18 protein-coding genes are annotated in these 21,032 nt (G+C 62.3%); 15 read left to right on the top strand and 3 right to left on the bottom strand.

Annotated elements, in window-relative coordinates; genetic code table 11:
• Positions 1–2,220, top strand: a complete 2,220-nt coding sequence (locus tag PMI40_RS02260) for a hypothetical protein (RefSeq protein ID WP_008111678.1) — start codon at positions 1–3, stop codon at positions 2,218–2,220.
• A 1,271-nt stretch (positions 2,221–3,491) separates the two neighbouring features.
• On the opposite strand, the gene PMI40_RS24595 is transcribed toward PMI40_RS02260, so the two are convergent.
• Positions 3,492–3,962 (bottom strand): TniQ family protein, encoded by a 471-nt coding sequence (locus PMI40_RS24595; protein ID WP_157221427.1) that lies wholly within the window; start codon positions 3,960–3,962, stop codon positions 3,492–3,494.
• Positions 3,963–4,183: 221 nt separating this feature from the next.
• The gene (gene glmS / locus PMI40_RS02255) at positions 4,184–6,001 is read right to left on the bottom strand and encodes a glutamine--fructose-6-phosphate transaminase (isomerizing) (RefSeq protein WP_008111676.1); all 1,818 of its coding nucleotides are present in this window, start codon (positions 5,999–6,001) and stop codon (positions 4,184–4,186) included.
• A gap of 186 nt (positions 6,002–6,187) precedes the next feature.
• Between glmS and PMI40_RS02250 the strand changes: the two genes are divergently transcribed.
• Positions 6,188–6,670 (top strand): Lrp/AsnC family transcriptional regulator, encoded by a 483-nt coding sequence (locus PMI40_RS02250; protein ID WP_008111674.1) that lies wholly within the window; start codon positions 6,188–6,190, stop codon positions 6,668–6,670.
• An 80-nt stretch (positions 6,671–6,750) separates the two neighbouring features.
• Here the strand turns inward: PMI40_RS02250 and glmU are convergent, their stop codons facing one another.
• On the bottom strand, positions 6,751–8,109 hold the full coding sequence (glmU, locus tag PMI40_RS02245) for a bifunctional UDP-N-acetylglucosamine diphosphorylase/glucosamine-1-phosphate N-acetyltransferase GlmU (protein ID WP_008111672.1): 1,359 nt from the start codon (positions 8,107–8,109) through the stop codon (positions 6,751–6,753).
• Positions 8,110–8,439: 330 nt separating this feature from the next.
• Between glmU and PMI40_RS02240 the strand changes: the two genes are divergently transcribed.
• From PMI40_RS02240 to PMI40_RS02180, 13 genes are all read left to right on the top strand, one after another.
• Complete coding sequence (locus PMI40_RS02240; protein WP_008111670.1) at positions 8,440–9,438, top strand: hypothetical protein; 999 nt, start codon at positions 8,440–8,442, stop codon at positions 9,436–9,438.
• Between the two features lie 41 nt (positions 9,439–9,479).
• Positions 9,480–10,481, top strand: coding sequence for a UDP-N-acetylglucosamine 4,6-dehydratase (inverting) (gene pseB, locus PMI40_RS02235; protein WP_008111668.1), 1,002 nt, complete (start codon positions 9,480–9,482; stop codon positions 10,479–10,481).
• Between the two features lie 2 nt (positions 10,482–10,483).
• On the top strand, positions 10,484–11,644 hold the full coding sequence (gene pseC, locus PMI40_RS02230) for a UDP-4-amino-4,6-dideoxy-N-acetyl-beta-L-altrosamine transaminase (protein WP_008111666.1): 1,161 nt from the start codon (positions 10,484–10,486) through the stop codon (positions 11,642–11,644).
• 36 nt (positions 11,645–11,680) lie between these two features.
• Positions 11,681–12,757 (top strand): putative sugar O-methyltransferase, encoded by a 1,077-nt coding sequence (locus PMI40_RS02225; protein WP_081496389.1) that lies wholly within the window; start codon positions 11,681–11,683, stop codon positions 12,755–12,757.
• A 58-nt stretch (positions 12,758–12,815) separates the two neighbouring features.
• Entirely contained in the window at positions 12,816–13,970 is a 1,155-nt protein-coding gene (locus tag PMI40_RS02220) for an aromatic ring-hydroxylating dioxygenase subunit alpha (RefSeq protein WP_008111662.1), read from the top strand.
• On the top strand, positions 13,967–15,016 hold the full coding sequence (locus tag PMI40_RS02215; RefSeq protein ID WP_008111660.1) for a PseG/SpsG family protein: 1,050 nt from the start codon (positions 13,967–13,969) through the stop codon (positions 15,014–15,016). Before PMI40_RS02220 ends, PMI40_RS02215 begins: the two co-directional genes overlap by 4 nt.
• Positions 15,013–16,074 carry a pseudaminic acid synthase gene (gene pseI / locus PMI40_RS02210; protein WP_008111658.1) on the top strand — a complete coding sequence of 354 codons (1,062 nt, stop codon included), beginning with the start codon at positions 15,013–15,015 and terminating at the stop codon, positions 16,072–16,074. Before PMI40_RS02215 ends, pseI begins: the two co-directional genes overlap by 4 nt.
• Before the next feature lie 4 nt (positions 16,075–16,078).
• Positions 16,079–16,825, top strand: a complete 747-nt coding sequence (locus tag PMI40_RS02205; RefSeq protein ID WP_008111653.1) for a cytidylyltransferase domain-containing protein — start codon at positions 16,079–16,081, stop codon at positions 16,823–16,825.
• Positions 16,822–18,009 (top strand): class I SAM-dependent methyltransferase, encoded by a 1,188-nt coding sequence (locus tag PMI40_RS02200; protein ID WP_008111651.1) that lies wholly within the window; start codon positions 16,822–16,824, stop codon positions 18,007–18,009. The genes PMI40_RS02205 and PMI40_RS02200 overlap by 4 nt, the downstream gene beginning before the upstream one ends.
• 30 nt (positions 18,010–18,039) lie before the next feature.
• The gene (locus tag PMI40_RS02195) at positions 18,040–19,137 is read left to right on the top strand and encodes a 3-oxoacyl-ACP synthase III family protein (RefSeq protein WP_008111649.1); all 1,098 of its coding nucleotides are present in this window, start codon (positions 18,040–18,042) and stop codon (positions 19,135–19,137) included.
• Complete coding sequence (locus PMI40_RS02190; protein ID WP_008111646.1) at positions 19,134–19,898, top strand: SDR family NAD(P)-dependent oxidoreductase; 765 nt, start codon at positions 19,134–19,136, stop codon at positions 19,896–19,898. The genes PMI40_RS02195 and PMI40_RS02190 overlap by 4 nt, the downstream gene beginning before the upstream one ends.
• A 100-nt stretch (positions 19,899–19,998) precedes the next feature.
• Positions 19,999–20,232, top strand: coding sequence for an acyl carrier protein (locus tag PMI40_RS02185; protein ID WP_008111644.1), 234 nt, complete (start codon positions 19,999–20,001; stop codon positions 20,230–20,232).
• A 14-nt stretch (positions 20,233–20,246) separates the two neighbouring features.
• A complete protein-coding gene (locus tag PMI40_RS02180; protein ID WP_008111642.1) occupies positions 20,247–21,008 on the top strand; it encodes an SDR family NAD(P)-dependent oxidoreductase in 762 nt (253 codons plus the stop codon).
• Positions 21,009–21,032: the final 24 nt, after the last annotated feature.

Genomic DNA, 21,032 nt, shown 5'->3' with positions numbered 1-21,032 from the left:
ATGATGCACAACTCGTATTTTAGCGAAGACGACCAGAACCAGAATCAAATCCGCACACCCATCATGGCGCGCTCCCGCAACCAGCTGGCTTCAGCTTACGCACCGGGCGCTTTCTTTACCTTCGAAGGTGGTCTTGGCGCCTGTATCTCTATCCCAGACCAGTCTGCGGTACCGGATGTGGCTGACATCAATACGCAGACGCAGGAGCAGATCATGCTACGCCTGCAGGAAACATGGCAGAGCTGGTTTTCCCGCGCGTATTCGATCAACAGCGGCGAGCGCCCGATCGACCCAACGCAATGCATTGATGGCATGCTCCTGTATGGCAGCACGTTGCGCCCGCTTGGCGTGTCGCACCTGCAGTTCATCAACCCGCTTAAGATGGGCTACGCGCCGGCGCCGCTGTCCTTCGTCTGCAATACTTGTGGGATGTTCAGAGAGTACGAGTCGGTCGCTGAAGCTGCCAAGCACATCGACGTTTTTTCGCCGTCCAACTGCCCAAATCCCAAGAAGAAGTCCAACTGCAAGTGGCGTCAGCTCGACGTCGTCTTCGTGCACTGGTCGGGCGACTACATGCCCGCCACCCCGGGAATGTGGGAGTGGAGCGACCAGAATCAGGAAGCCTACCAAAATGGGCAGACATGCGCGAGCTGCGGTTGTAAGGACTTCCTCCTGCATACACATTCACCACGCATCGGTGAATGGGGCTTCGAGTGCGCGAACTGCGGCCACCGCGAACGGGCGACCTGGCTGCAGAACGACAAGTTCACTACGGAGGTGTTCCGGGACACACCGCGCGCTCCGAGTGAGCGCCGTATGGAGCCGATTTCGTATCGAGCGTCGTCGGCCTACTATGTGCAGGCCGAGCAATTTGTAGTATTTTCCGATCGAGACCAGAATCTACTGTCGCTTTTGAGCACGCAAAATGCAGCTGCACTGGCTTCCTTCATCGGCGACAAGTATGGCTATGGCGGGACGGAGCCGGCACCGGAAGAAATGAAAGCCATCCTGCTTCAGGGCGGCCATGATGAAAAGTGGCAGACCTACGAGCGCTACAAGAAGAACCACGGCCGCGCTGTGAAGATGGGGGACGAGGAATTCATAAAGGAAACTGAGGAAGAAATGCGCAAGCTCGTCGATGACTGGACGAGCGGCGAGCCTCCGCTTATCCCAGTTGAAAGCGAACTGCCTGTCTCAATGTATGCTCAGCTCGCACGGCGTGAGGAATTCACCAGCCGCTACGACCCGTTTGCCCTGTCGGTCGAGCATGAGGCGCTAATGCGCAGCAAGGTGCGTGCCACTTCTGAGCTGGGCGCGCGAGCTCCGTTCGTGCGCTTCTACCAACTCGACTCCGACTTGGCACCGAAAAATGAGCATGCCAAGCAGCTTCAGGAAGCGCGGACCCGGGACCTGATGGACAAGCTAGGCTTTGCGGAGCTGGGCCTCATTCGCGAGTTTGAGCTGTGTCGCTTCACCCACGGTTACACCCGCGTCAGTGCCACCCCAGTAATCAACAAGCGCAACCAAGACATGCCGGTGCGGCTGCGCTTGTTCGAGCCGCTGAAGAACGGCAAGCGCCCCATCTATGTCGTCAAGCAGGCCAACGAGGCGATTTACGTGACCTTAAAGCCGGAAACGGTGTACCAGTGGTTGCAGGAAGTTGGCGTGACGGACTTGCCGGCGTGGGACCCGAGCGGAAAGGTGAAGCTGGGCGGCCCCATCTTGGAATCGGCTCAGCCGTTCGGCCGGTACTTCTCGCTGCTGCATCCAAGCGAGGCGGCCACTTACCGGTACGTGTACACGCTGCTGCACAGCTTTTCCCATCTGTTCATGAAGTCGGTAGCCGAATTTTCCGGCCTGGACTTGGGTTCGCTCGGAGAGTACATCTTCCCGGCGGACTTGTCGTTCGTCGTCTACCGTAATGGCACGACCATGGACTTGGGCAACCTCTCCTCGCTCTGGCGCAATGAGAGCAATCGTTTCTTGGCGCATCTGCTGGAGCCGTCGTCACACCGTTGCAACTCCGGTAGCCTGTGCGACTCCCACGGTGGAGCCTGTCCAGACTGTATCATGGTGCCGGAAACGTCTTGCGTTGCGATGAACCGGCTGCTATCGCGCGCCGTACTGCGTGGCGGCGAAGCTCCGCAGGAAGACCTGTCGCACGCCGGTAGTAGCATCAAGGGCTATATCGAGGTGGTGAATGGCACAACTGCAATCTGAAGCGGTAGCGGCGTTGATGGCGGTTAGCCAAATGCTGCGAAGTGGTGCTTTTAGATGCAACTAGGTGGGGCAATTGAATGCAAATATTCATTAAGCTTTTCAGGAATAAAAAGCCGCTTCTGGAAGCGGCTTTTTCTATTACTGGACGTGGGACATGGTCGCATACTAAATGCTGTCAAGAGGGCGACGATCGTTCGAGCCGATCTATTACGTCGTGAACGAATTTTATATTCCGGGGACTTCTCATCATTCCAATCTCGCCCATGAGATTTCGAATACTAAACTTCCTAAGGGGTGGGAATTTCTTATAGCCCTCGATGACCAAGGCCTCTTTTATCGTGCATTAGCCTTATCCCTATGTTCTCGAAGAAGTGGGCTTTTATGCATTGCGGAGGCGACCATAACTTGGGTTAGGCCCGTTAGGGACGATAAGGTACGTGTAGTTATCTTTCTCGGGCGCGTAGAAAGAGTCTCAGACAGGCGGATAGCTTCGATAAGCTCGCTCACCCTGCTTTGAGACTTTTCTTCATACGTCTCATCTTTGGGGCCACTTTTCTTTTTAGCCTTAGCTCGGTAGGCATCAAGCCAAGCAGAATCACGGATTTGCGCTCTAATGTGTTCGGGATAGGTCGTAATGAAGTGCGGTTTTCCAGACTCTGCGCAGCGCTGTATCGTTGAGTGGATTGATTGGCGATCAGAATGAATCGAGGGCAAGCGCCGTGGTCGCTCTGATGGAAAGACTCGGTTAAGCCAATCAAGATCGTGAATGAGCAAGTATTCGTACGCAACCTTATTCATTGCTAAGCGTTTCCCCGGGAAGCGTTCTGAGAAATCGCACATAGACCTTTTGGCGTCGTCCAGAGTGGCGGGCATCTTGTTTCGCCTCTTTTCGCCCTGGGTGAGGTATCCATGTGTTGCGGGCGAGGTAATTTTTCCAATTGCCTCATCGTATTTGAGGCCTAGAGCTACTAATGCGGCGGCAATATCGGAGGCGCGCATGTTAGTCAGTGCATGGTCTGTGCTCCAGAATATTTCTACTTCGGGATGTCGCCCCCAAACGCGTTGGAGTAGTTGATGAAGTCCCTGCGCAGATTTGGTTTTCTTCAGAAGAAACGCGATGATTTGGCGCAGATCTAAGGGGCCGCCCTTTTCGCTAAGCGCGTGATAGCTGATCTCTGAGAGTGCGTAGAGCTTATGAGTCGTCGATATCTTCCGCCGCGGCAATGCACGAAGATCAGCTCCACATGTGCAGTTATGAGTAAGGGGCTCGACTAGAACTTATTTTTGGTGGCTAGGATTTTGTCACAGGCGGGACATCTGTCACGTAGGAGAACTGCATGTAGACGGCAGACCAATACGTTGGGTAATTGATGCTCGGTATGCCAGTAGGGCTCTCCGTGTGACTCGATGTCATCTGCGATACATAGGGAGCAGAATCTGGGGAGATGATGGCGCCGGCTAGGCGTCGCTGCGTCAAACGTCCGGCTATATGGCACCGTAGACATGCTCGCCATCGCGTCGTGCAATGTCGTCCCCAAATAGTGAAGTACTAAGCTAAGCGCAACGGGTGGCTGATGTAAGTCAAAAACTCGAAACCGCAGTTCCTGAAAGATGCCGAGACTAGCAAGTACGGAATTCCATATGCCTAGTGTGTTGTGGAATTTGATGCGTGAAAGCCAGGAGCCACAAATTTCGCCAGGGTAAACGGCAGGGTAATACGGTAAATAAACGGGTCTCTTCAACTGGGTATCGACATGATAGATACTCAGCTGAGGTTTTAGCTGAGCATGTATTACGGGGCGGCCGTGGTCTAAAGCATTTGGCCGTTAATATAAAGAGTGCAATGGGCTCTAATTGTAATTAGAAGCCGTAATGTATTTTTATAGTAACAATTGAAAATTACGGCTCAATTTAAGCCGTAATTTTAGTCATAACATGACAGGACACATTACCCAATGCCCCCTCACTCCACCGTAACCGACTTAGCCAAATTCCGAGGCTTATCCACATCAGTCCCGCGCGCCAGCGCCGTGTGATACGCCAGCAACTGCAGCGGCACCACGTGCAAGATCGGTGACAGCACGCCATAGTGCTCGGGCATGCGGATCACATGCAAGCCTTCGCTGGAGCTGATGCGCGAATCGCCATCGGCGAACACATAAAGCTGGCCGCCGCGTGCGCGTACTTCCTGCATGTTCGATTTCAGCTTTTCCACCAGCGCATCGTTAGGGGCAATGGTCACCACCGGCATCTGCTCGGTCACCAGTGCCAGCGGTCCGTGCTTGAGCTCGCCGGCGGCGTAGGCTTCGGCGTGGATATAAGTAATTTCCTTCAGCTTCAACGCACCTTCGAGGGCGATCGGGTAATGCAAGCCGCGACCAAGGAAGAGTGCGTTCTCGCGACGGGCGAAGGCTTCGGCCCAGGCGACGATGGTCGGTTCCAGCGCCAGCACGCTTTGCAATGCCGCCGGCAGGTGTCGCATGGCCTTGAGGTGAGCCTCTTCCTGTTCTTCGGTCAGCAAGCCGCGGGTCTGGGCCAGCGCCAGCGTCAGCAGGAAGAGGGCGGCCAGCTGGGTGGTGAAGGCCTTGGTCGAGGCTACGCCCACTTCGACGCCGGCACGGGTGATGTAGGCCAGTTCGCATTCGCGCACCATGGCGCTGGTGGCGACGTTGCAGATGGTCAGCGTGTGCGGCATGCCCAGCGAGCGCGCATGCTTGAGCGCGGCCAGCGTGTCGGCCGTCTCGCCACTCTGCGAGAGGGTGACCACCAGCGACTTGGGATTGGGCACGCTGTCGCGGTAACGGTATTCGCTGGCGATCTCGACGTTGACCGGGATCTTCGCGATCGATTCCAGCCAGTACTTGGCGGTCAGGCCCGCGTAGTAGCTGGTGCCGCAGGCCAGGATCAGGATCGAGTCGATTTCCTTGAAGACCTTGTAGGCCTTGTCGCCGAACAGCTCGGGCATGATGCCGACCACGCCTTCGAGCGTGTCGGCAATCGCGCGCGGTTGTTCGAAGATCTCCTTTTGCATGTAGTGCTGGTAGGGGCCCAGTTCGACGGCGCTGGTGAAAGCCTGTACGGTGCGCACTTCGCGTTCGGCGGGGCGGCCGCTGGCGTCGACGATCCACACCTTCTGCAATTGCAGGTCGACCACGTCGCCTTCTTCAAGGTAGATGATCTGGTCGGTGGTGCCGGCCAGCGCCATGGCGTCGGAGGCGACGAAGTTCTGGCCTTCGCCCACGCCCACGATCAGCGGCGAGCCCTGGCGGGCCGCCACCACGCGGTGCGGTTCGTCGGCGCTGAAGACGGCGATCGCATAGGCGCCCGTCAACCGGCGCACCGCCTGCTGCACCGTGGCGAACAGGTCGCCGTCATACAGGTGGTCCACCAGGTGTGCGATGACCTCGGTGTCGGTCTGGCTCTCGAATACATAACCCAGGCCTTGCAGTTCGGCACGCAATTCGTCATGGTTCTCGATGATGCCGTTATGCACCAGCGCTATGCGATCGCGCGAGAAGTGCGGGTGGGCATTGTGGGTGGCGGGCGCGCCATGGGTCGCCCAGCGCGTGTGGGCGATGCCGGTAAAGCCGGCCAGCCCCGTCTGCGCTACCTGCTGGCGCAGGTCGGCCACGCGCGATGTGCTGCGCGAGCGCTCCAGCCGGCCATTGACGTGCAAGGCCACGCCGCATGAGTCGTAGCCGCGATATTCGAGGCGCTGCAGCCCTTCCAGCAGGATGGGAGTGACATTTTGTTGCGCAACGGCGCCGACGATACCGCACATGAAAGACCTCGTTTGTAGATAGGGTGCAGCCATCTTAGGCGAGCGCTGGTGAAATATGATTTCTAAAATCGATCGGAAATGACTTAATATTGCCGTTGGTATCAGCAGTGAAATTTAATTTCACTAAATGATGCTTTTGGAAATCCATAGCCTATATAAAGTCATAGAAGATCGCAGCGCATTGCCATGAAGCTAGAACTCGACGAGCTCGACCGCCGCATCCTTCACGCCTTGCAGCGGGATGCGAGCCAGACCAACCAGCAATTGGCGGCGGCGGTGCACGCGTCGCCGCCCACTTGCCTGCGCCGGGTGCGGCGGCTGGTGGAGGAAGGGGTCATTGCGCGGCAGGTCGCGCTGCTCGATCCCGAGCGCCTGTCGGCGGCGCTGACGGCGATCGTCGAGATCACGCTCGACCGCCAGGGTGACGAAGAGCAACAGGCCTTCGAAGAGATCGTGGCGCAGGAGGCGGCGGTGCAGCAGTGCTATCGGGTCTCGCCCGGGCCGGATTTTGTGTTGGTGGTGCTGGTGGCGGATATGCCGGCCTATCACGGGCTGGCGCACCGCTTGTTTGCGTCGCAAAAGAACGTGCGCAATGTACGGAGTTATTTTTCGATCCGGCGCAGCAAGTTCGAAACGGCTGTGCCCCTGGAGTCGGTGCACATGCCGTAGCGATGCGCCGCCGGGGCGGGTTGGCCAGCCCCTTTGCGGTGGCCAGGCGCCCGGTGCCCGACGGATGACCTTGATACGACTTATTTCTTGATCTTCACCGGTCGCAACCAACCGGCCAGCGACATCTGCCTGGCGCGCGACAGGGTCAACTGCTCTGCCGGGGCGTCCTTGGTCAGGGTGGTGCCGGCGCCGATGGTGGCGCCCCGGCCGACCCGCACCGGGGCCACCAGCTGGCTGTCGCTGCCGATGAAGGCGTCGTCTTCGATGATGGTGCGGAATTTGTTGGCGCCGTCGTAGTTGCAGGTGATCACCCCGGCACCCACGTTGACGCCGCTGCCGATGTCGGCGTCGCCCACGTAGGCCAGGTGGTTGGCCTTGCTGCCAATGCCGACGATGCTGTTCTTGACCTCGACGAAGTTACCCACATGGACCTCGCGTGCCAGCTCGGTGCCGGGGCGCAGCCGCGCGTACGGGCCGATCTGGGCCTGCTCGCCCACCCTGGCGCTGTCGATATGGGTAAATGGCTTGATGTTGGCGCCGGCGCCGATGACTGCGTCCTTGATCACGCAGTTGGCGCCGATCACGGCGCCGTCGGCGATCTCGACCCGACCTTCGAAGACGCAATTGACATCGATGCTGACGTCGCGCCCGCATTGCAGGCTGCCCCGCACGTCCAGCCGGGCCGGATCGGCCAGGGTCACGCCCTGTTCCAGCAGCCGGGTGGCGACCTGGCGTTGATATACGCGCTCCAGTTCGGCCAGTTGCACCTTGCTGTTGACGCCCAGGGTCTCGGCCACGTCGTCCGGCTGGGCCGACACGACTTCGACGCCGTCGGCCACGGCTGCGGCGATGACGTCGGTCAGGTAGTACTCGCCCTGGGCGTTGTCGTTGGACAAGGCCGCCAGCCAACCGCGCAACCTGGCGGTGGGGGCGGCGATGATGCCGGTGTTGACTTCGCCGATGGCGCGTTCGCTGTCGCTGGCGTCCTTCTGCTCGACGATACGTACGATCTTGCCCTGCTCGCGGACGATACGCCCGTAGCCGGTGGGGTTGTCCAGGGTCACCGTCAGTACGCCCAGCTTGTCGTTGCCGGCGGCTGCCAGCAAGCGCTGCAGCGACGCCGCCGTGGTCAACGGCACGTCGCCGTAGAGCACCAGCGTGGTGGCGCCATCCTCGAGGTGCGGTAGCGCCTGCATCACTGCATGGCCGGTGCCCAGTTGAGGTTCCTGCTTGGCGAACGACAGCGCGGTGTCGGCGAAGGCGCTGGGCACGGCGTCGCCGCCATGGCCGTAGATGACGCACAAACGCTGCGGCGAGAGCGAACGCGCGGTGTCGATCACATGTCCTAACAGGGGTTTGCCAGCCAGCGGGTGGAGTACCTTGGGCAGGGCCGATTGCATGCGCTTGCCCATGCCGGCAGCGAGGATGACAATGTTCATGGAAACTGATGGAGCGCGGGATGATAAGGTCGCAAGTCTAGCATGTGCATTCTGCCCTGATGGCTGGCGCCGGGCGGTCCCGCAGCAGGTGTGAGATTCAATAAGTTTCTTGGTTGAAATATTTTAAATTAGGAATAAACAACAAAAACCTCATTAATCGGGCGATACCTGGTTTTCCATGCGTGTTTAAATCAAATTTATTCAGTGCGTCTGTGATGGGCCCCGCGCTCATGTAGTCGCCTCCAGATTGTCCGTGCCGCCCCGCGAGAGGCGGCGGCGGGCATGCGCCAATTGATGGCGTCCGGGATCCGGGCGCCGATGTGAAGCCAAATGCAGACGGAAAAAACTGTTGACCTGTTGTATGTCCATAGCCCCATCACTTATTCGATCGGTCGCTATTTGCACGACCATGGCTACCTGAAGAACGAGCAACTGGTGGTCTGCGGTCGCAAGACGACCTGGCATGCACCCCACATCAATGTCGGCAATGATGGCATCTGGGATATCGGCGGCGCCTGCGATTTCCTCGAGAAGGTATGCCAGGGCCTGGCCGGCCTGGGGCCGGTGGCGCTTAACCTGTATGTGCCGCACAGCGGGTTCCTGCTGGGCAAGCTGTTCGGCATGGCGGGCGTGGTCAAGTCGATCTTCTACCTCGAAGAGGGCTCGGCCGCCTACGACCCCGAGAACGTGACCGACCCTTGGAACAGTGTGGAGGTCGATACCGAACTGCTCACCCGCGAACTGGAGCGTCGCGGCATCATCGATACGCTCAGGATCGATCGCGACAAGCTGAGCAGGATCAACAGCGTGCCATCTTATTTCTTCGATGGCCGTCATCCCGCTTATGCTGGCGCCTATTGCGTCTCGGAAAAGGCATTCACGCACCTGACCAAGGTGACGGTGCTGAACCTGGAATGTATCGAGATCATTCCCCAGGGCGAGCAAGTGTGGGTATGCCTGTTGCCGTGCCTGCTCAACTATTTCAGCGCGCTCGAAAAGGAGAGCGACCGGCCCATGCTCGACAAGCTGCTGTACGGCCTGATCCTGATGGTGCGCATGCAGAGCGCGCTGGTCCAGAACGCGGGCGGTGCGCTGGTGATCAAGTTTCACCCGGCCGACGATGCCTACTTCAAGGACGCCTTCAAGCAAAACTATTATCGTTACGGCACGGCCTACGACGCGTTCTTCAAGATGAACGAGTTCGACGCGGGCTATGAACCGGGCTTATATAATTTCACGAAGTTCATCGTCATCAACCCGTCTTCGGCTTCGCTTTATATCGAGCAGTTCAGGGGCGCCGATCATCTGGTTGAGGTCAGATTCGATTGACCGGGCGCATCATCGTCATCAACAGTTCTCCGACCTAACTTATGCTCACTAACCAGTCCATATTGATGACGGGAGGAACAGGTTCCTTCGGTCATATGTTTACCGCGATGACGCTGGCGAAGTACAACCCGCGTCGCCTGGTGATTTTTTCCCGCGATGAGATGAAGCAGTGGGAAATGGCCAAGCTCTACGGCGACGATCCCCGCGTGCGGTTCTTCATCGGCGATGTGCGCGACAAGGATCGCCTGGCGCGCGCCCTGAACGGCATCGACCTGGTGGTGCATGCCGCCGCCACCAAGATCGTGCCCACGGCCGAGTACAACCCCTTCGAGTGCGTCAAGACCAACGTCATCGGTGCCATGAACCTGATCGATGCCTGCATCGACCAGGGCGTCAAGCGCGTGGTGGCGCTGTCGACCGACAAGGCCAGCAGCCCGGCCAACCTGTATGGCGCCACCAAGCTGGCTTCGGACAAGCTTTTCGTGGCCGGCAATTCGTATTCGGGTGGCAACGAGACTCGCTTCTCGGTGGTGCGCTACGGTAACGTGATGGGTTCGCGCGGGTCGGTCATTCCGTTCTTCATGTCGCTGCTCGACAAGGGCGGCAAGCTGCCCATTACCGACGAGCGCATGACGCGCTTCATGATCACCCTGGAGCAGGGCGTGGAGCTGGTGTGGCATGCCTTCGAGGACATGGTGGGCGGCGAGATCTACGTCAAGAAGATTCCCTCGATGAAGTTGCCCGATATCGCCCGTGCCGTGAAGCCCGACGCCCAGTTCGACATCGTCGGCGTGCGTCCTGGCGAGAAGCTGCACGAACAGATGATCGGCATCGAAGACGCGCCCTATACCTACGAGTATCCCGAGCATTTCAAGATCCTGCCGGCGATCCACAAGTGGAGCGAAGACCCGGCGCGTATTCGCGACGGCGCCAAGGTTCCCAACGATTTCGTCTATTCGTCCGACAACAACAAGGAGTGGATGAGCACCGACGAGCTCGCGGCCTGGATCCATACCAACCGTCACCTGGTCGGGAAGATCTGATCGTGGTCATCCCCTACGGCCGCCAGCACATCAGCCAGGACGACATCGATGCCGTCACCGAAGTCCTGCGCTCGGATTACCTGACCCAAGGGCCGGCGGTGCCGGCCTTCGAGCAAGCCATTGCCGAGCATTGCGGCGCGCGCCATGCGGTGGCCGTGTGCAATGCCACGGCGGCGCTGCACATTGCCTGCCTGGCGCTGGGCGTGGGCCCGGGCGACCTGGTGTGGACCACGGCGGTGACCTTCGTGGCCAGCGCCAACTGCGCCCTGTATTGCGGCGCCGAGGTCGACTTCGTCGATATCGACGCCCGGACCTACAACATCGATGTCGATGCACTGGCGGCCAAGCTGGAGCAGGCCGCGCAGTCCGGCCGCCTGCCCAAGGTAGTGATTCCGGTGCACCTGTGCGGCCAGTCCTGCGATATGGCGGCCATCCATGCGCTGGGGCAGCGCTACGGTTTCAGGATCATCGAGGATGCCTCGCACGCCATCGGCGGCAAGTACCGGGGAGAGCCCATCGGTAACTGTCGCTACAGCGATATCGCGGTGTTCAGTTTCCATCCGGTCAAGATCATCACGACCGCCGAAGGCGGCATGGCGGTCACGCAAGACGATGAGCTGGCCAGGACACTGCGCCTGCTGCGCAGCCACGGCATCACCCGCGACGAGCAGGACATGAGCCAGCCGGCCGACGGCCCCTGGTACTACGAGCAGATCGATCTGGGCTTCAATTACCGCATGACCGACATGCAGGCCGCGCTGGGCGCGAGCCAGGCGCGCAACCTGGAAGCGTTCGTGGCGCAACGGCATGTCATCGCCCGGCGCTACGACAGCCTGCTGGCCGACCTGCCGCTGCAATTGCCGTGGCAGCATCCGGATTGCTATTCGGGACTGCACCTGTACGTGATCCGGCTCAAGCTCGATGCGATCGGGCGCAGCCACCGGGAGGTCTTCGAGGCCCTGCGCGCCGACGGCATCCTGGTCAACCTGCATTACATTCCGGTGTATCGCCAGCCCTACCATGCCCGCGTTGGCTATGCGCCTGCGGCGTTCCCGCAGGCCGAGCGTTACTACGCCGAGGCGATATCGCTGCCGATGTTTCCGCAGCTGAGCCAGCAGGAGCAGGATTTCGTTTGCGCGCGACTGCGCACCCACCTGGCGTGACATCCGGTCTTTACCATTTTCGATTGCCCAATCCCAATGCCCAGTTTATCTCCCGCATCGTCGACCGCGCTTCGCATCCTTGAGCAGATGCAGGCCGACCTGCCATCCCAGGACGCGATCTACCAGCCGACCAATTTCTGGGCGCAGGCTTCGCAGCCGATCATCGATGAGCTGCGCCAGCACGGGTTCGACGCTTTCCGCAGCCTGGAAACCACGCGGGTCTTCTTCGTGCCGACCTATGGCGCGCCGGGCGGGGCCTATACGCGCGAACAATTCGAGCAGCTCATGGCGCTGGTGGGCAGCATGGACAAGCCTGGTGGCAAGACCTATCAGTCCCTGCTGCATGCCCTGTCGGGCGAGTTATGGGCGTTGGCGGATTACCGCGTGCTGCTGGCCAGCTCGGCCGATGACAAGGGTTGGCCACTGGCCAGTTTCTCGGAGTCCGACGTGGGTGCCCCGCAGGAGCAATTCCGTTTCGACGGTCGCGCCTTCAGTCGTTCGGCGTTGAATTACCTCAACGGCCTGAGCTTCCTGCGCCAGCAGATCGGCGACGAAGTGGCCAGTATCAGGAACGTGCTGGAAATCGGCGGCGGCTTTGGCACCCTGGGCGAGATCCTGTCGCAGCTGGGCCGATTCAGTTATATCGATGTCGATATCCCGCCCACTGCCGCCGTGTCGAGCTTCTACCTCAAGCAGCAGGGCGGCGAGCACTTCACCGATTACCTCGCCACCCGCGAACTGGACGTCATCGACGTGCCCGCCGCACCACGGCAGATGGTGCTGTGCCCTTGGCAGCTGCCGAAGGTTCAAGGCACTATCGATTTGTTCGTCAATTTCATCTCGTTCCAGGAGATGGAGTTGCATGTGGTCAAGAACTACCTGCAGCAGGTGGACCGCCTGCAGACCCGCTATGTCCTGCTGCGCAACCTGCGCGAGGGCAAGGCGGTCAAGTCGGACCAGGTCAGGTATGGCGTCGACAAGCCGCTGCTGGGCAGCGACTACGACACCCTGCTGCCCAATTACGAATTGCTGGCGACCAACGTCTACCCGTTCGGTTACCGGACCATCGACGGCTTCCATTCGGAACTGCGCCTGTATCGGCGCCGTGGCTGATTGCCGGCGCGGGGCCTAGTGATCATATTTGCAAACCAATCATCGACATCGCGGCGCCATGCTCAAGGACCACAACACAGAAAACGACCAGCCGCTGTCCGGGGCCGATGTGGCCATGCAGCCCGCGTCCTATTATTCGGAACAGGTGCAGGCCGAGGAGTTCGATCGCATCTTTTCGCGCGGCTGGGTATTCGTCGGATTTGCCGAGCAGGTGGCCGAACCGGGACAGTTCATCACGGTCGAGATCGCCGGCACCTCGGTGGTGGTCCAGAATTTCGCCGGCGAGGTACGCGCCTTGCACAATGTCTGTTCGCATCGTTTCGCGCGTATCCAGCAGGAACCCTGCGGCAACCGTTCGCTGACCTGCCCCTATCACGGCTGGACCTATAACAAGGACGGCCTGCCCTTCGTGCCCGGCAACGCCAAGTTCTTCCAGTTGAGCGACGAGCAGCGCGCCGCGCGCAGCTTGCGGCGCTTCGAACTGCAAGCCTGCGGGCGCTTCCTGTTTGTCCGGCTGGAGCCGGGCGGCCCCACGCTGGAGCAGCACCTGGGCGATTACGCCGCCATCCTGCGTCACCTGTCGGACATCTTCGTCGACAAGATCGACGATCACCGCGAGCCCTGGGCCGCCAACTGGAAGTTCGGCGTCGAAAGCGTGCTCGAGGTGTATCACGTCACGATGGTGCACCCCGAGACGTTCAAGAACTTCGTCCAGCCCCGTTGGGAAATCAACGTCGAGGGCCACCGCAACGATGGCACCGCCTATCTGTCGGAAACCAGCGCCAAGTGGTGGAGCGGCGTCACCCGCCGCCTGCAGCTCAAGCCCAGCGAGCAGCTGACCAACTACGACCATTTCTTCATCTTTCCCAACCTGGCGATCGGCTTGACGCAGGGCAACCTGATGAGTGTGCAGACCTACTTGCCCACCGGCCCGGAAACCTGCGAGTTGCATTACCGGATCCTGATGTCGGCCAGCGACTTGGCGCCAGGCAAGCAGGCTGCGGTGCGCCAAGCGGTGCTGTCGAACGTGACCGAGTTCAACCGCGCGATCCTGCGCGAGGACCGCGAGATCATCGAGCAGGTGCAAAAGGGTAACCGGCAGATGACGATGCCGCCCTTGCACGGCAGCAACGAAGCGCGCATCCACCAGTTTCACCGCCATTGGCATCGGTGGATGCAGGCCGCGCCGGTCCTCACGCGGGCCGACCAATGAATTCGCCGTGCCCCACCGTCATCTTTCGCGTCGATGCCTCGGCCGGGATGGGGCTGGGTCATTTGATGCGGTGTCGCGCCGTGGCCGAGGCCGTGACCGACCTGGGCGGGGGCGCCGTGTTCGCCATGGTCGACCCGGCGCCGTCCTTCGTCGACCTGCTCAAGGATATTCCCGCCGAGGCGCTGCAGTTGCCCGGCCCGGCCGGGGGCGATGCCGACCTGGCCGCGCTGCGCGCCCACGTCGAGCGACTGCAACCGGTCTGCACCGTGGTCGACGGCTACCACCTGGGCGACCAGTACCTGCGCGAGGTGGCACGGATGAGCCGGCTGGCGGTGCTGTGGGATGCCCCGGACCGCACGCCGGTGCCGGCCGCGGTCGTGATCGACCCGTCACCCCAGGCCAGCGCCGAAGCCTACGGCGCCATTGCGCCCGGCGCCACCATGTTGCTGGGACCACGCCATGCCCTGATCCGGCGCGATATCCGCGCCGCCATCCGCGCGCCCCGGACGGCGTTGGCCGAGCGCGCGTCGCTGGTGTTGAGCTTCGGCGGTTCGGACCCGCTGGGGTTGACGGTGCCGGTGGCGCGGCGCATCGTATCCGAGCTGCCGGCGTCGGTCACGGTGACCGCGCTGGTGGGGGCGGCTTACCCCCGTCCTCAAGATTTGCACGATTTGGCCGTTAGTCTTTCGCCGAGGCTGCGTGTCGAAGTCAATCCGCCGTCGGTGGCGCCGCTGTTCGTGGCGGCCGGGCTGGTGGTCACCGCCGCCGGCGGCACCATCGGCGAATTGGTGGCGCTGGGCGCGCCGGCACTGGCGGTGGTGGTGGCGCAGAACCAGGCGCCAACCAGCGGCGGGCCGTATCCTTGCCTGGATGGGCGCGTGGCCGATGCGGCCGAGCTGATCGCCCAGCGCGCCGTGGCATTGTGGAACGACTGCAGTGCGCGTGCCGGGCTGGTCCAGCGTGTGACCGGGCTGGTCGATGGCGAGGGGGCGGTAAGAATTGCAGGTGTGTTGCTTTCTAAATTTTCAAGTGAAGGTGAATCATGACCATTGTCCAGATTGCTGATCGCCTCATCGGCGAAGGCCAACCGCCGTATGTCATCGCCGAGATGTCGGGCAACCACAATGGCGACATCGAACGTGCCATCAAGCTCATCGATGCCGCCGCCGACGCCGGCGCCGACGCGGTCAAGATGCAGACCTACACCGCCGACAGCATGACCATCGATTCCAAGGCCCCGGGGTTCGTGATCGAGGGCGGCCTGTGGGCCGGGCGTAGCCTGTACGACCTCTACCAGGAAGCGGCCACGCCGTACGAATGGCACCCGAGGCTGTTCGAACACGCCCGCAAGCGCGGCGTGACGCTGTTCAGCAGCCCCTTCGACCGCCAGGCAGTCGACATGCTGCATGAACTGGGTGCGCCAGCCTTCAAGATCGCCTCGTTCGAGCTCAACGACCTGCCGCTGATCCGCTACGCCGCCAGCTTCGGCAAGCCCTTGATCATGTCGACCGGCTTGGCCAACCTGGCCGAGATCGAAGAGGCCGTGACCGCGGCCCGCGAAGCCGGTGCCGGCGGCGTGATCCTGCTGCATTGTGTCAGCGCCTATCCCAGCGATCCGCGCGAAAGCAACCTGCGCACCATTGCGCACCTGGCGCAGGCATTCGGCGCCCCGGCCGGCCTGTCCGATCACAGCCATGGCACCTCGGTGCCGACGGCGGCCGTGGCGCTGGGTGCGGCGGTCATCGAAAAGCACCTGTGCCTGGCGCGTGCCGACGGCGGCGTCGATTCGGCCTTCTCGCTGGAGCCCAAGGAATTCGCCGAGCTGGTGAGCGCGGCACGTACCGCCTTCGATTGCCTGGGTCACGTGACCTATGGGCCGACACCGGGCGAAGGAAAAGGACGCGACTATCGCCGCTCGCTGTACGCGGTCGAGGATATTGCCGCCGGCGCCCCCTTCACGGCGCAGAACGTGCGTTCGATCCGCCCCGGCCTGGGTTTGCCGCCCAAGCATATCGATGCCGTGCTGCAGGCGCGCGCCGCGCGCGCCATCACGCGTGGCACGCCGCTGAGCTGGGCGCTGGTGTCGCACAGCGGCGACGCCTGATTCCATGGCGGCGCGTCCCAAGGTCGTTTGCATCACGCAAGCCCGCACCACCTCCACCAGATTGCCGCGCAAGGTATTGCTGGAGGTATCGGGGCGGCCGCTGTTGCGTCACCACCTCGATCGCCTGCAGGCCTGTCGGCGGGTCGACCAGGTGGTGCTGGCCACTACCGTCAACGCCACCGACGACCCGGTGGTGGAGATCGGCAGGCAGGCCGGCGTGCTGGTGGCGCGCGGTTCGGAAGACGATGTGCTGAGCCGGTTCGTGCTGGCCGCCGAGCTGTCCGCGGCCGACGTGGTGGTGCGGGTGACCTCCGATTGTCCCCTGATCGATCCGGGCCTGATCGACCTGGCCGTCGAGGCATTGCTCGAGGATGACGCGGTCGACTACGCCCACCTGGACATGGCGCAGTTTCCGCGCGGGCTGGATGTGGAAGTGGTGCGCCGCCGCCTGCTCGACCAGGCCGACGGCGATCCGGCCACCACCGCCGCCGAGCGCGAGCACGTCACTCCTTATATCTACAACCGGCCGCAGCGCTACCGGCTCAAGTCGGTGCCCAGCAGCTTCGAGCCGGCCAGCGGGCGCTGGTGTGTCGATGAGCCGCGCGACTTCGAACTGGTCCGCCGCATGCTGGAGGCGCTGCTGCCTGACAAGCCCCATTTCACCTGGAGGGATTGCGTGGCGTTGATGGCGCAACATCCCGATTGGGCCCGATTGAACCAGCAGGTCATCCAGAAAGAACTGAAGCAATGAGCCAGGACAAGAAGGTCATCTGCGTCATCTGCGGCGGCGACGAGTGGCAACGCCTGGGGGCGGTCTATTCGGGTACCACGGTGCGCGAAGGAACATCCCTGCAACGCACCGAGCTGGAGTTCTCACTCGGGCGCTGCTGCTATTGCGGCCATGTGGCCGGCACCCGCGACTACGACGCCGACGTCTTCGGCGCCATCTATGCCATCGACAACCAGCAGCCCGTGTCATGGGGCGAGACCGGTAACGACGACCGGCTGGCACCTTACGTCGAGATGGTCGAGATCTTCGGCGGTCGGGCGCTGGGCGATGGCGCCGGGTTGATCATCGATGTGGGTTGCGGCAATGGTCCGCTGCTGAGCGCCCTGTCGGAGCGCTTCGACATTCCCGATAGCCGGCTGCTGGGCATCGATTTCAACCGCATGCTGCCGGACCGGTTCCCGTTCCTGCAGGCCGACCTGAATACCGGCAACCTGCGCGCGGTGGTGGATGCGGGCGCCAAGAATGCGACCATCGATGTGGTGGCGTCGTCGCACGTGATCGAACACGTGCTCGATCCACGCCGGTTCCTGCGGCAGTTGAAGCAACTGCTGGGCGACTCGAACGGCCTGCTGTATCTCGAGACGCCAGACTTTGCCTCGCTCGACAGCGGCGCCGCCGATGTGTGCAACCTGCTGCATCCGCAGCACATCAATTACTTCACGGCCGAGTCGCTGGCTTCGCTGTTGCGCTCGTGCGGCTTCGTCGTCGAGCGCATCGAGACCCATGTGACCGGGCAGATCCCGCGCCTGCGTTGCCTGGCGCGCGCCGGCGACAGCCAGGTGCCGGCGCGTCTGATCCGTGGCGCCCTCGATACGGCGGCGGCCTTGCGCCGTACCGTGGCCGAGCGCCTGGTCGCCAGCAACGAGCCCGCCACCGTATGGGGCTGCGGCGGCGACCTGTGGCGCCTGATCGAAGAAAACCCGGCCTTCGCCACGCTGCTGCAGTCGGGCGTGGTGCGCATCGCCGACCGCGCCTATGCGGGGGCGCAGCTGTTCGGGCACGAGATCATTTCGTCGGCCGATATCAAACATCGGGCGGGGCCGGTTATCATCATTCCCGCGTACTTCGGTACCCGGCGCGGCATGCTCGGCTATGCCCGCTCGGAAGGGTTTGGCGAGCGGCTGGTCGATCCCTACGCGCAATAATTCATCCAGCAGAGCTACCAGGACAGGACCATGCAAGCCACCGCCCACGACATCACCTTCGCCGGTTTCCGTACTGCCGTGCCGGCGCAGCGTCACTCCTATGCACGCGAGCCGGGAATGTTCACCCAGGCCGAGGCCGACAAGCTGGTCGAAAGTACCGGCATCTACGAGCGCCGCGTCTTGCCGCCGCATCTCTGTGCGTCCGACATGTGTACCGCCGCCGCCATCGACCTGCTCAAGTCGCTCGATTGGGATCCGGCCAGCGTCGAGGTGCTGATCTTCGTATCGCAGGACAGCGACTACAACCTGCCGGCCACCGCCTGCCTGATCCAGAACCGGCTCGGCTTGCCCACCAGCTGTGCCGCGCTCGACATCAACCTGGGCTGCTCGGGTTTCGTCTATGCCTGCTGGATCGCCTCGCAGATGCTTACCGGTGCCAGTGGCACGCGTGCCCTGGTGCTGTGCGGCGACACCAGCACCCGCCACCTGATGCCCGAGGATCGTTCCACCCGTCCGCTGTTCGGCGACGCCGGTGCGGCCGTGGCGCTGGAAAAGCGTCCCGGTGCCGGTCCCATGCATGTGGTGATGGGCACCGACGGGCGCGGTGCGCCCAATATCGTGGTGCGCGCCGGCGGCCGCCGCAACCCGCTGATTCCCCGCGCCGAGCGTTTTACGGACGAAGAGCACACCACGCTGTATCGCGATGCCCGGCTGAGCCTGAACGGGCCGGAAGTGTTCACCTTTTCGTTGCGGGCGGTGCCGCCGCTGGTCAGGAACACGCTGGCGCATGCGGGCGTGACCGAAGACAAGGTCGATTACTACGTATTGCACCAGGCCAACAAGCTGATGCTGGAACAGATACGCCGCAAGATCGGCGTCGATGCCGAGCGCTTCATCGTCGACCTGTACAACTTCGGCAATACCAGTTCGGCCTCGATTCCGCTGGCCATCTGCAGCAGCATGGGCGAGCGCCTGTCGCAGGGCAGCGCCAAGGTATTGCTGGCCGGCTTCGGCGTGGGCTGGTCGTGGGCGTCGATGCTGCTCGACATCGGGCCGATTCCGGCGCCGGCGGTGATCGAGATCGCCGACGACTTCGAGCCGTTGAGCCTGACCTTCAAGCGCCCATGACCGCCGCCAGCCTGGCAGGGCGACGCATCCTGGTCACCGGCGCCTCGGCCGATTCGGCCATCGGCCTGGCGATCTGCACCGAGCTTGCCCAAGCCGGCGCGCAACTGGTGCTGGTGGGCCGGCGTGCCGATCAACTGGAGCAGACCCGACAACTGGTCAGCGCCCCCGAACGCCACCTGGCCGCGCCGATGGACCTGGGCGAACTGGATGGCATTGCCGCGCGCATCAAGGCAGTGGCCCAGGCCGGCGGTGCGCTGCACGGCATCGTGCATTCGGCGTCGTTCCAGGGCTATTCGGCGCTGTCGCGCATTTCCGCCGGGCAATTCGACCAGTACTTCCACGTCAACGTGGCCGCTCCCCTGATGCTGGCCAAGGCCTTGCGCCAGAAGGGCGTCAGCGCGCCCAGCGCGAGCATGGTATTCATCGGCTCGGTGGCCGGATTGCGCGGGCAAAAGGCAAGGTCGCTCTACGCCGCCTCCAAGGCCGCGCTGGTATCGCTGACGCAGTCGCTGGCGCTGGAGCTGGCCGATCGCTCGATACGGGTCAACTGCATTGCACCGGCGGTGGTCAGCGGACCCAAGGCCGACGAGCAGATGAAGCTGCTGGCCGCGCCCCAGCGCGAGGCCCTGCTGGCGGCACATCCGCTGGGCCTGGGCAGGCCCATGGATGTGGCGCAGGCCACCGCTTTCCTGCTGTCGGACGCAAGCCGCTGGATATCCGGTGCCACCTTGCCGGTCGATGGTGGTTTCATGGCCGGATGACGGTACGGCCAATTGGCACTTGAAAGGCGTGTTTCTCGCCTGTATGCCGGATCGACTTTGCTGATATTGTCTAACAAACCAATTTCTAGAGAGGCAAAACGTGAGCAACGCAAAAATCATTACCCAGCTGGAAGAAATCCTCGAAGCCGATGCCGGCACCCTGTCCGAATCGACCTCTCTCGACAGCCTCGATACCTGGGATTCGCTGGCCGTCATCAGCTTCATCGCCTATGTCAGTGACGAGTTCGATCACGTCCTGTCGGGCGACGACCTGCGCGACGCCAAGACCGTGGGCGACCTGATCGCGCTGGTCAACGCCGGCAGCGCCGCCTGAGCGCGTCTGGCGTCATGACTGCTCCGTTCGACCTGGCCGGGCGCCGCATCCTGGTGGTAGGCGCCTCGGCCGGCATCGGGCGGGCCACCGCCGTGCTGCTGGCCAACCTGGGCGCGCAGGTGGTGCTCAATGGTCGCGATGGCGCGCGCCTGGAACAGGTGCGCGACGAGTTGCAGGAGCCGCAGCGGCACCAGGTGGCGCCGTTCGACATCACCGACATCGATGGCGCGCCGGCCTGGCTCAAGGGCCAGGTCTGCGGGCAGGGCGCCCTGGACGGGATGGTGCATTGCGCCGGCCTGCAGGTGACGTTGCCGGTGCGCTCGTTCTCGGCGGCCCACTTCGACAAGATCATGCACCTCAACCTGGGGTCGGCATTGGCGCTGGCACGCGGTTTCCGCCAGCGCGGTTGCTGCAACCCGGGGTCGTCGATCGTGCTGATTTCATCGATCGGAGGTTTCCTGGGGCAGCCGGGCAATGTCGTCTACGGCGCCAGCAAGGCCGGCCTGATGTCGGCCGCGCGTGGCCTGGCCATGGAGTTCGTGCGCGACGAGATTCGCGTCAACGCCATCGCGCCGGCCATGGTCGAGACCCAGATGTCGCGCAAGGCGTTCAACGAAATGAGTGCGCCCCAGGTCGAGGCGATCACCCGGCGCCACCCGATGGGTATCGGGCAGCCCGAGGATATCGCCGGGCCGGTGGCTTTCCTGCTGTCGAACGCCAGCCGCTGGATCACCGGCACCTGCATCACCGTCGATGGCGGACACATGGTGGGCTGAGCCGCGCCCGAATCGATTCAACCC

Source organism: Herbaspirillum sp. YR522 (genome assembly GCF_000282575.1).
Lineage (GTDB): Bacteria > Pseudomonadota > Gammaproteobacteria > Burkholderiales > Burkholderiaceae_D > Herbaspirillum.
This window is presented reverse-complemented; position numbering and strand designations above follow the sequence as displayed.

Excerpts from the sequence above, each read along its gene's own strand:
- PMI40_RS02260 (WP_008111678.1), top strand. The coding sequence starts at position 1 with ATGATGCACAACTCGTATTTTAGCGAAGACGACCAGAACCAGAATCAA.
- glmS (WP_008111676.1), bottom strand. The coding sequence starts at position 6,001 with ATGTGCGGTATCGTCGGCGCCGTTGCGCAACAAAATGTCACTCCCATC.
- PMI40_RS02250 (WP_008111674.1), top strand. The coding sequence starts at position 6,188 with ATGAAGCTAGAACTCGACGAGCTCGACCGCCGCATCCTTCACGCCTTG.
- glmU (WP_008111672.1), bottom strand. The coding sequence starts at position 8,109 with ATGAACATTGTCATCCTCGCTGCCGGCATGGGCAAGCGCATGCAATCG.
- PMI40_RS02240 (WP_008111670.1), top strand. The coding sequence starts at position 8,440 with ATGCAGACGGAAAAAACTGTTGACCTGTTGTATGTCCATAGCCCCATC.
- pseB (WP_008111668.1), top strand. The coding sequence starts at position 9,480 with ATGCTCACTAACCAGTCCATATTGATGACGGGAGGAACAGGTTCCTTC.
- PMI40_RS02225 (WP_081496389.1), top strand. The coding sequence starts at position 11,681 with ATGCCCAGTTTATCTCCCGCATCGTCGACCGCGCTTCGCATCCTTGAG.
- PMI40_RS02220 (WP_008111662.1), top strand. The coding sequence starts at position 12,816 with ATGCTCAAGGACCACAACACAGAAAACGACCAGCCGCTGTCCGGGGCC.
- PMI40_RS02215 (WP_008111660.1), top strand. The coding sequence starts at position 13,967 with ATGAATTCGCCGTGCCCCACCGTCATCTTTCGCGTCGATGCCTCGGCC.
- pseI (WP_008111658.1), top strand. The coding sequence starts at position 15,013 with ATGACCATTGTCCAGATTGCTGATCGCCTCATCGGCGAAGGCCAACCG.
- PMI40_RS02205 (WP_008111653.1), top strand. The coding sequence starts at position 16,079 with ATGGCGGCGCGTCCCAAGGTCGTTTGCATCACGCAAGCCCGCACCACC.
- PMI40_RS02200 (WP_008111651.1), top strand. The coding sequence starts at position 16,822 with ATGAGCCAGGACAAGAAGGTCATCTGCGTCATCTGCGGCGGCGACGAG.
- PMI40_RS02195 (WP_008111649.1), top strand. The coding sequence starts at position 18,040 with ATGCAAGCCACCGCCCACGACATCACCTTCGCCGGTTTCCGTACTGCC.
- PMI40_RS02190 (WP_008111646.1), top strand. The coding sequence starts at position 19,134 with ATGACCGCCGCCAGCCTGGCAGGGCGACGCATCCTGGTCACCGGCGCC.
- PMI40_RS02180 (WP_008111642.1), top strand. The coding sequence starts at position 20,247 with ATGACTGCTCCGTTCGACCTGGCCGGGCGCCGCATCCTGGTGGTAGGC.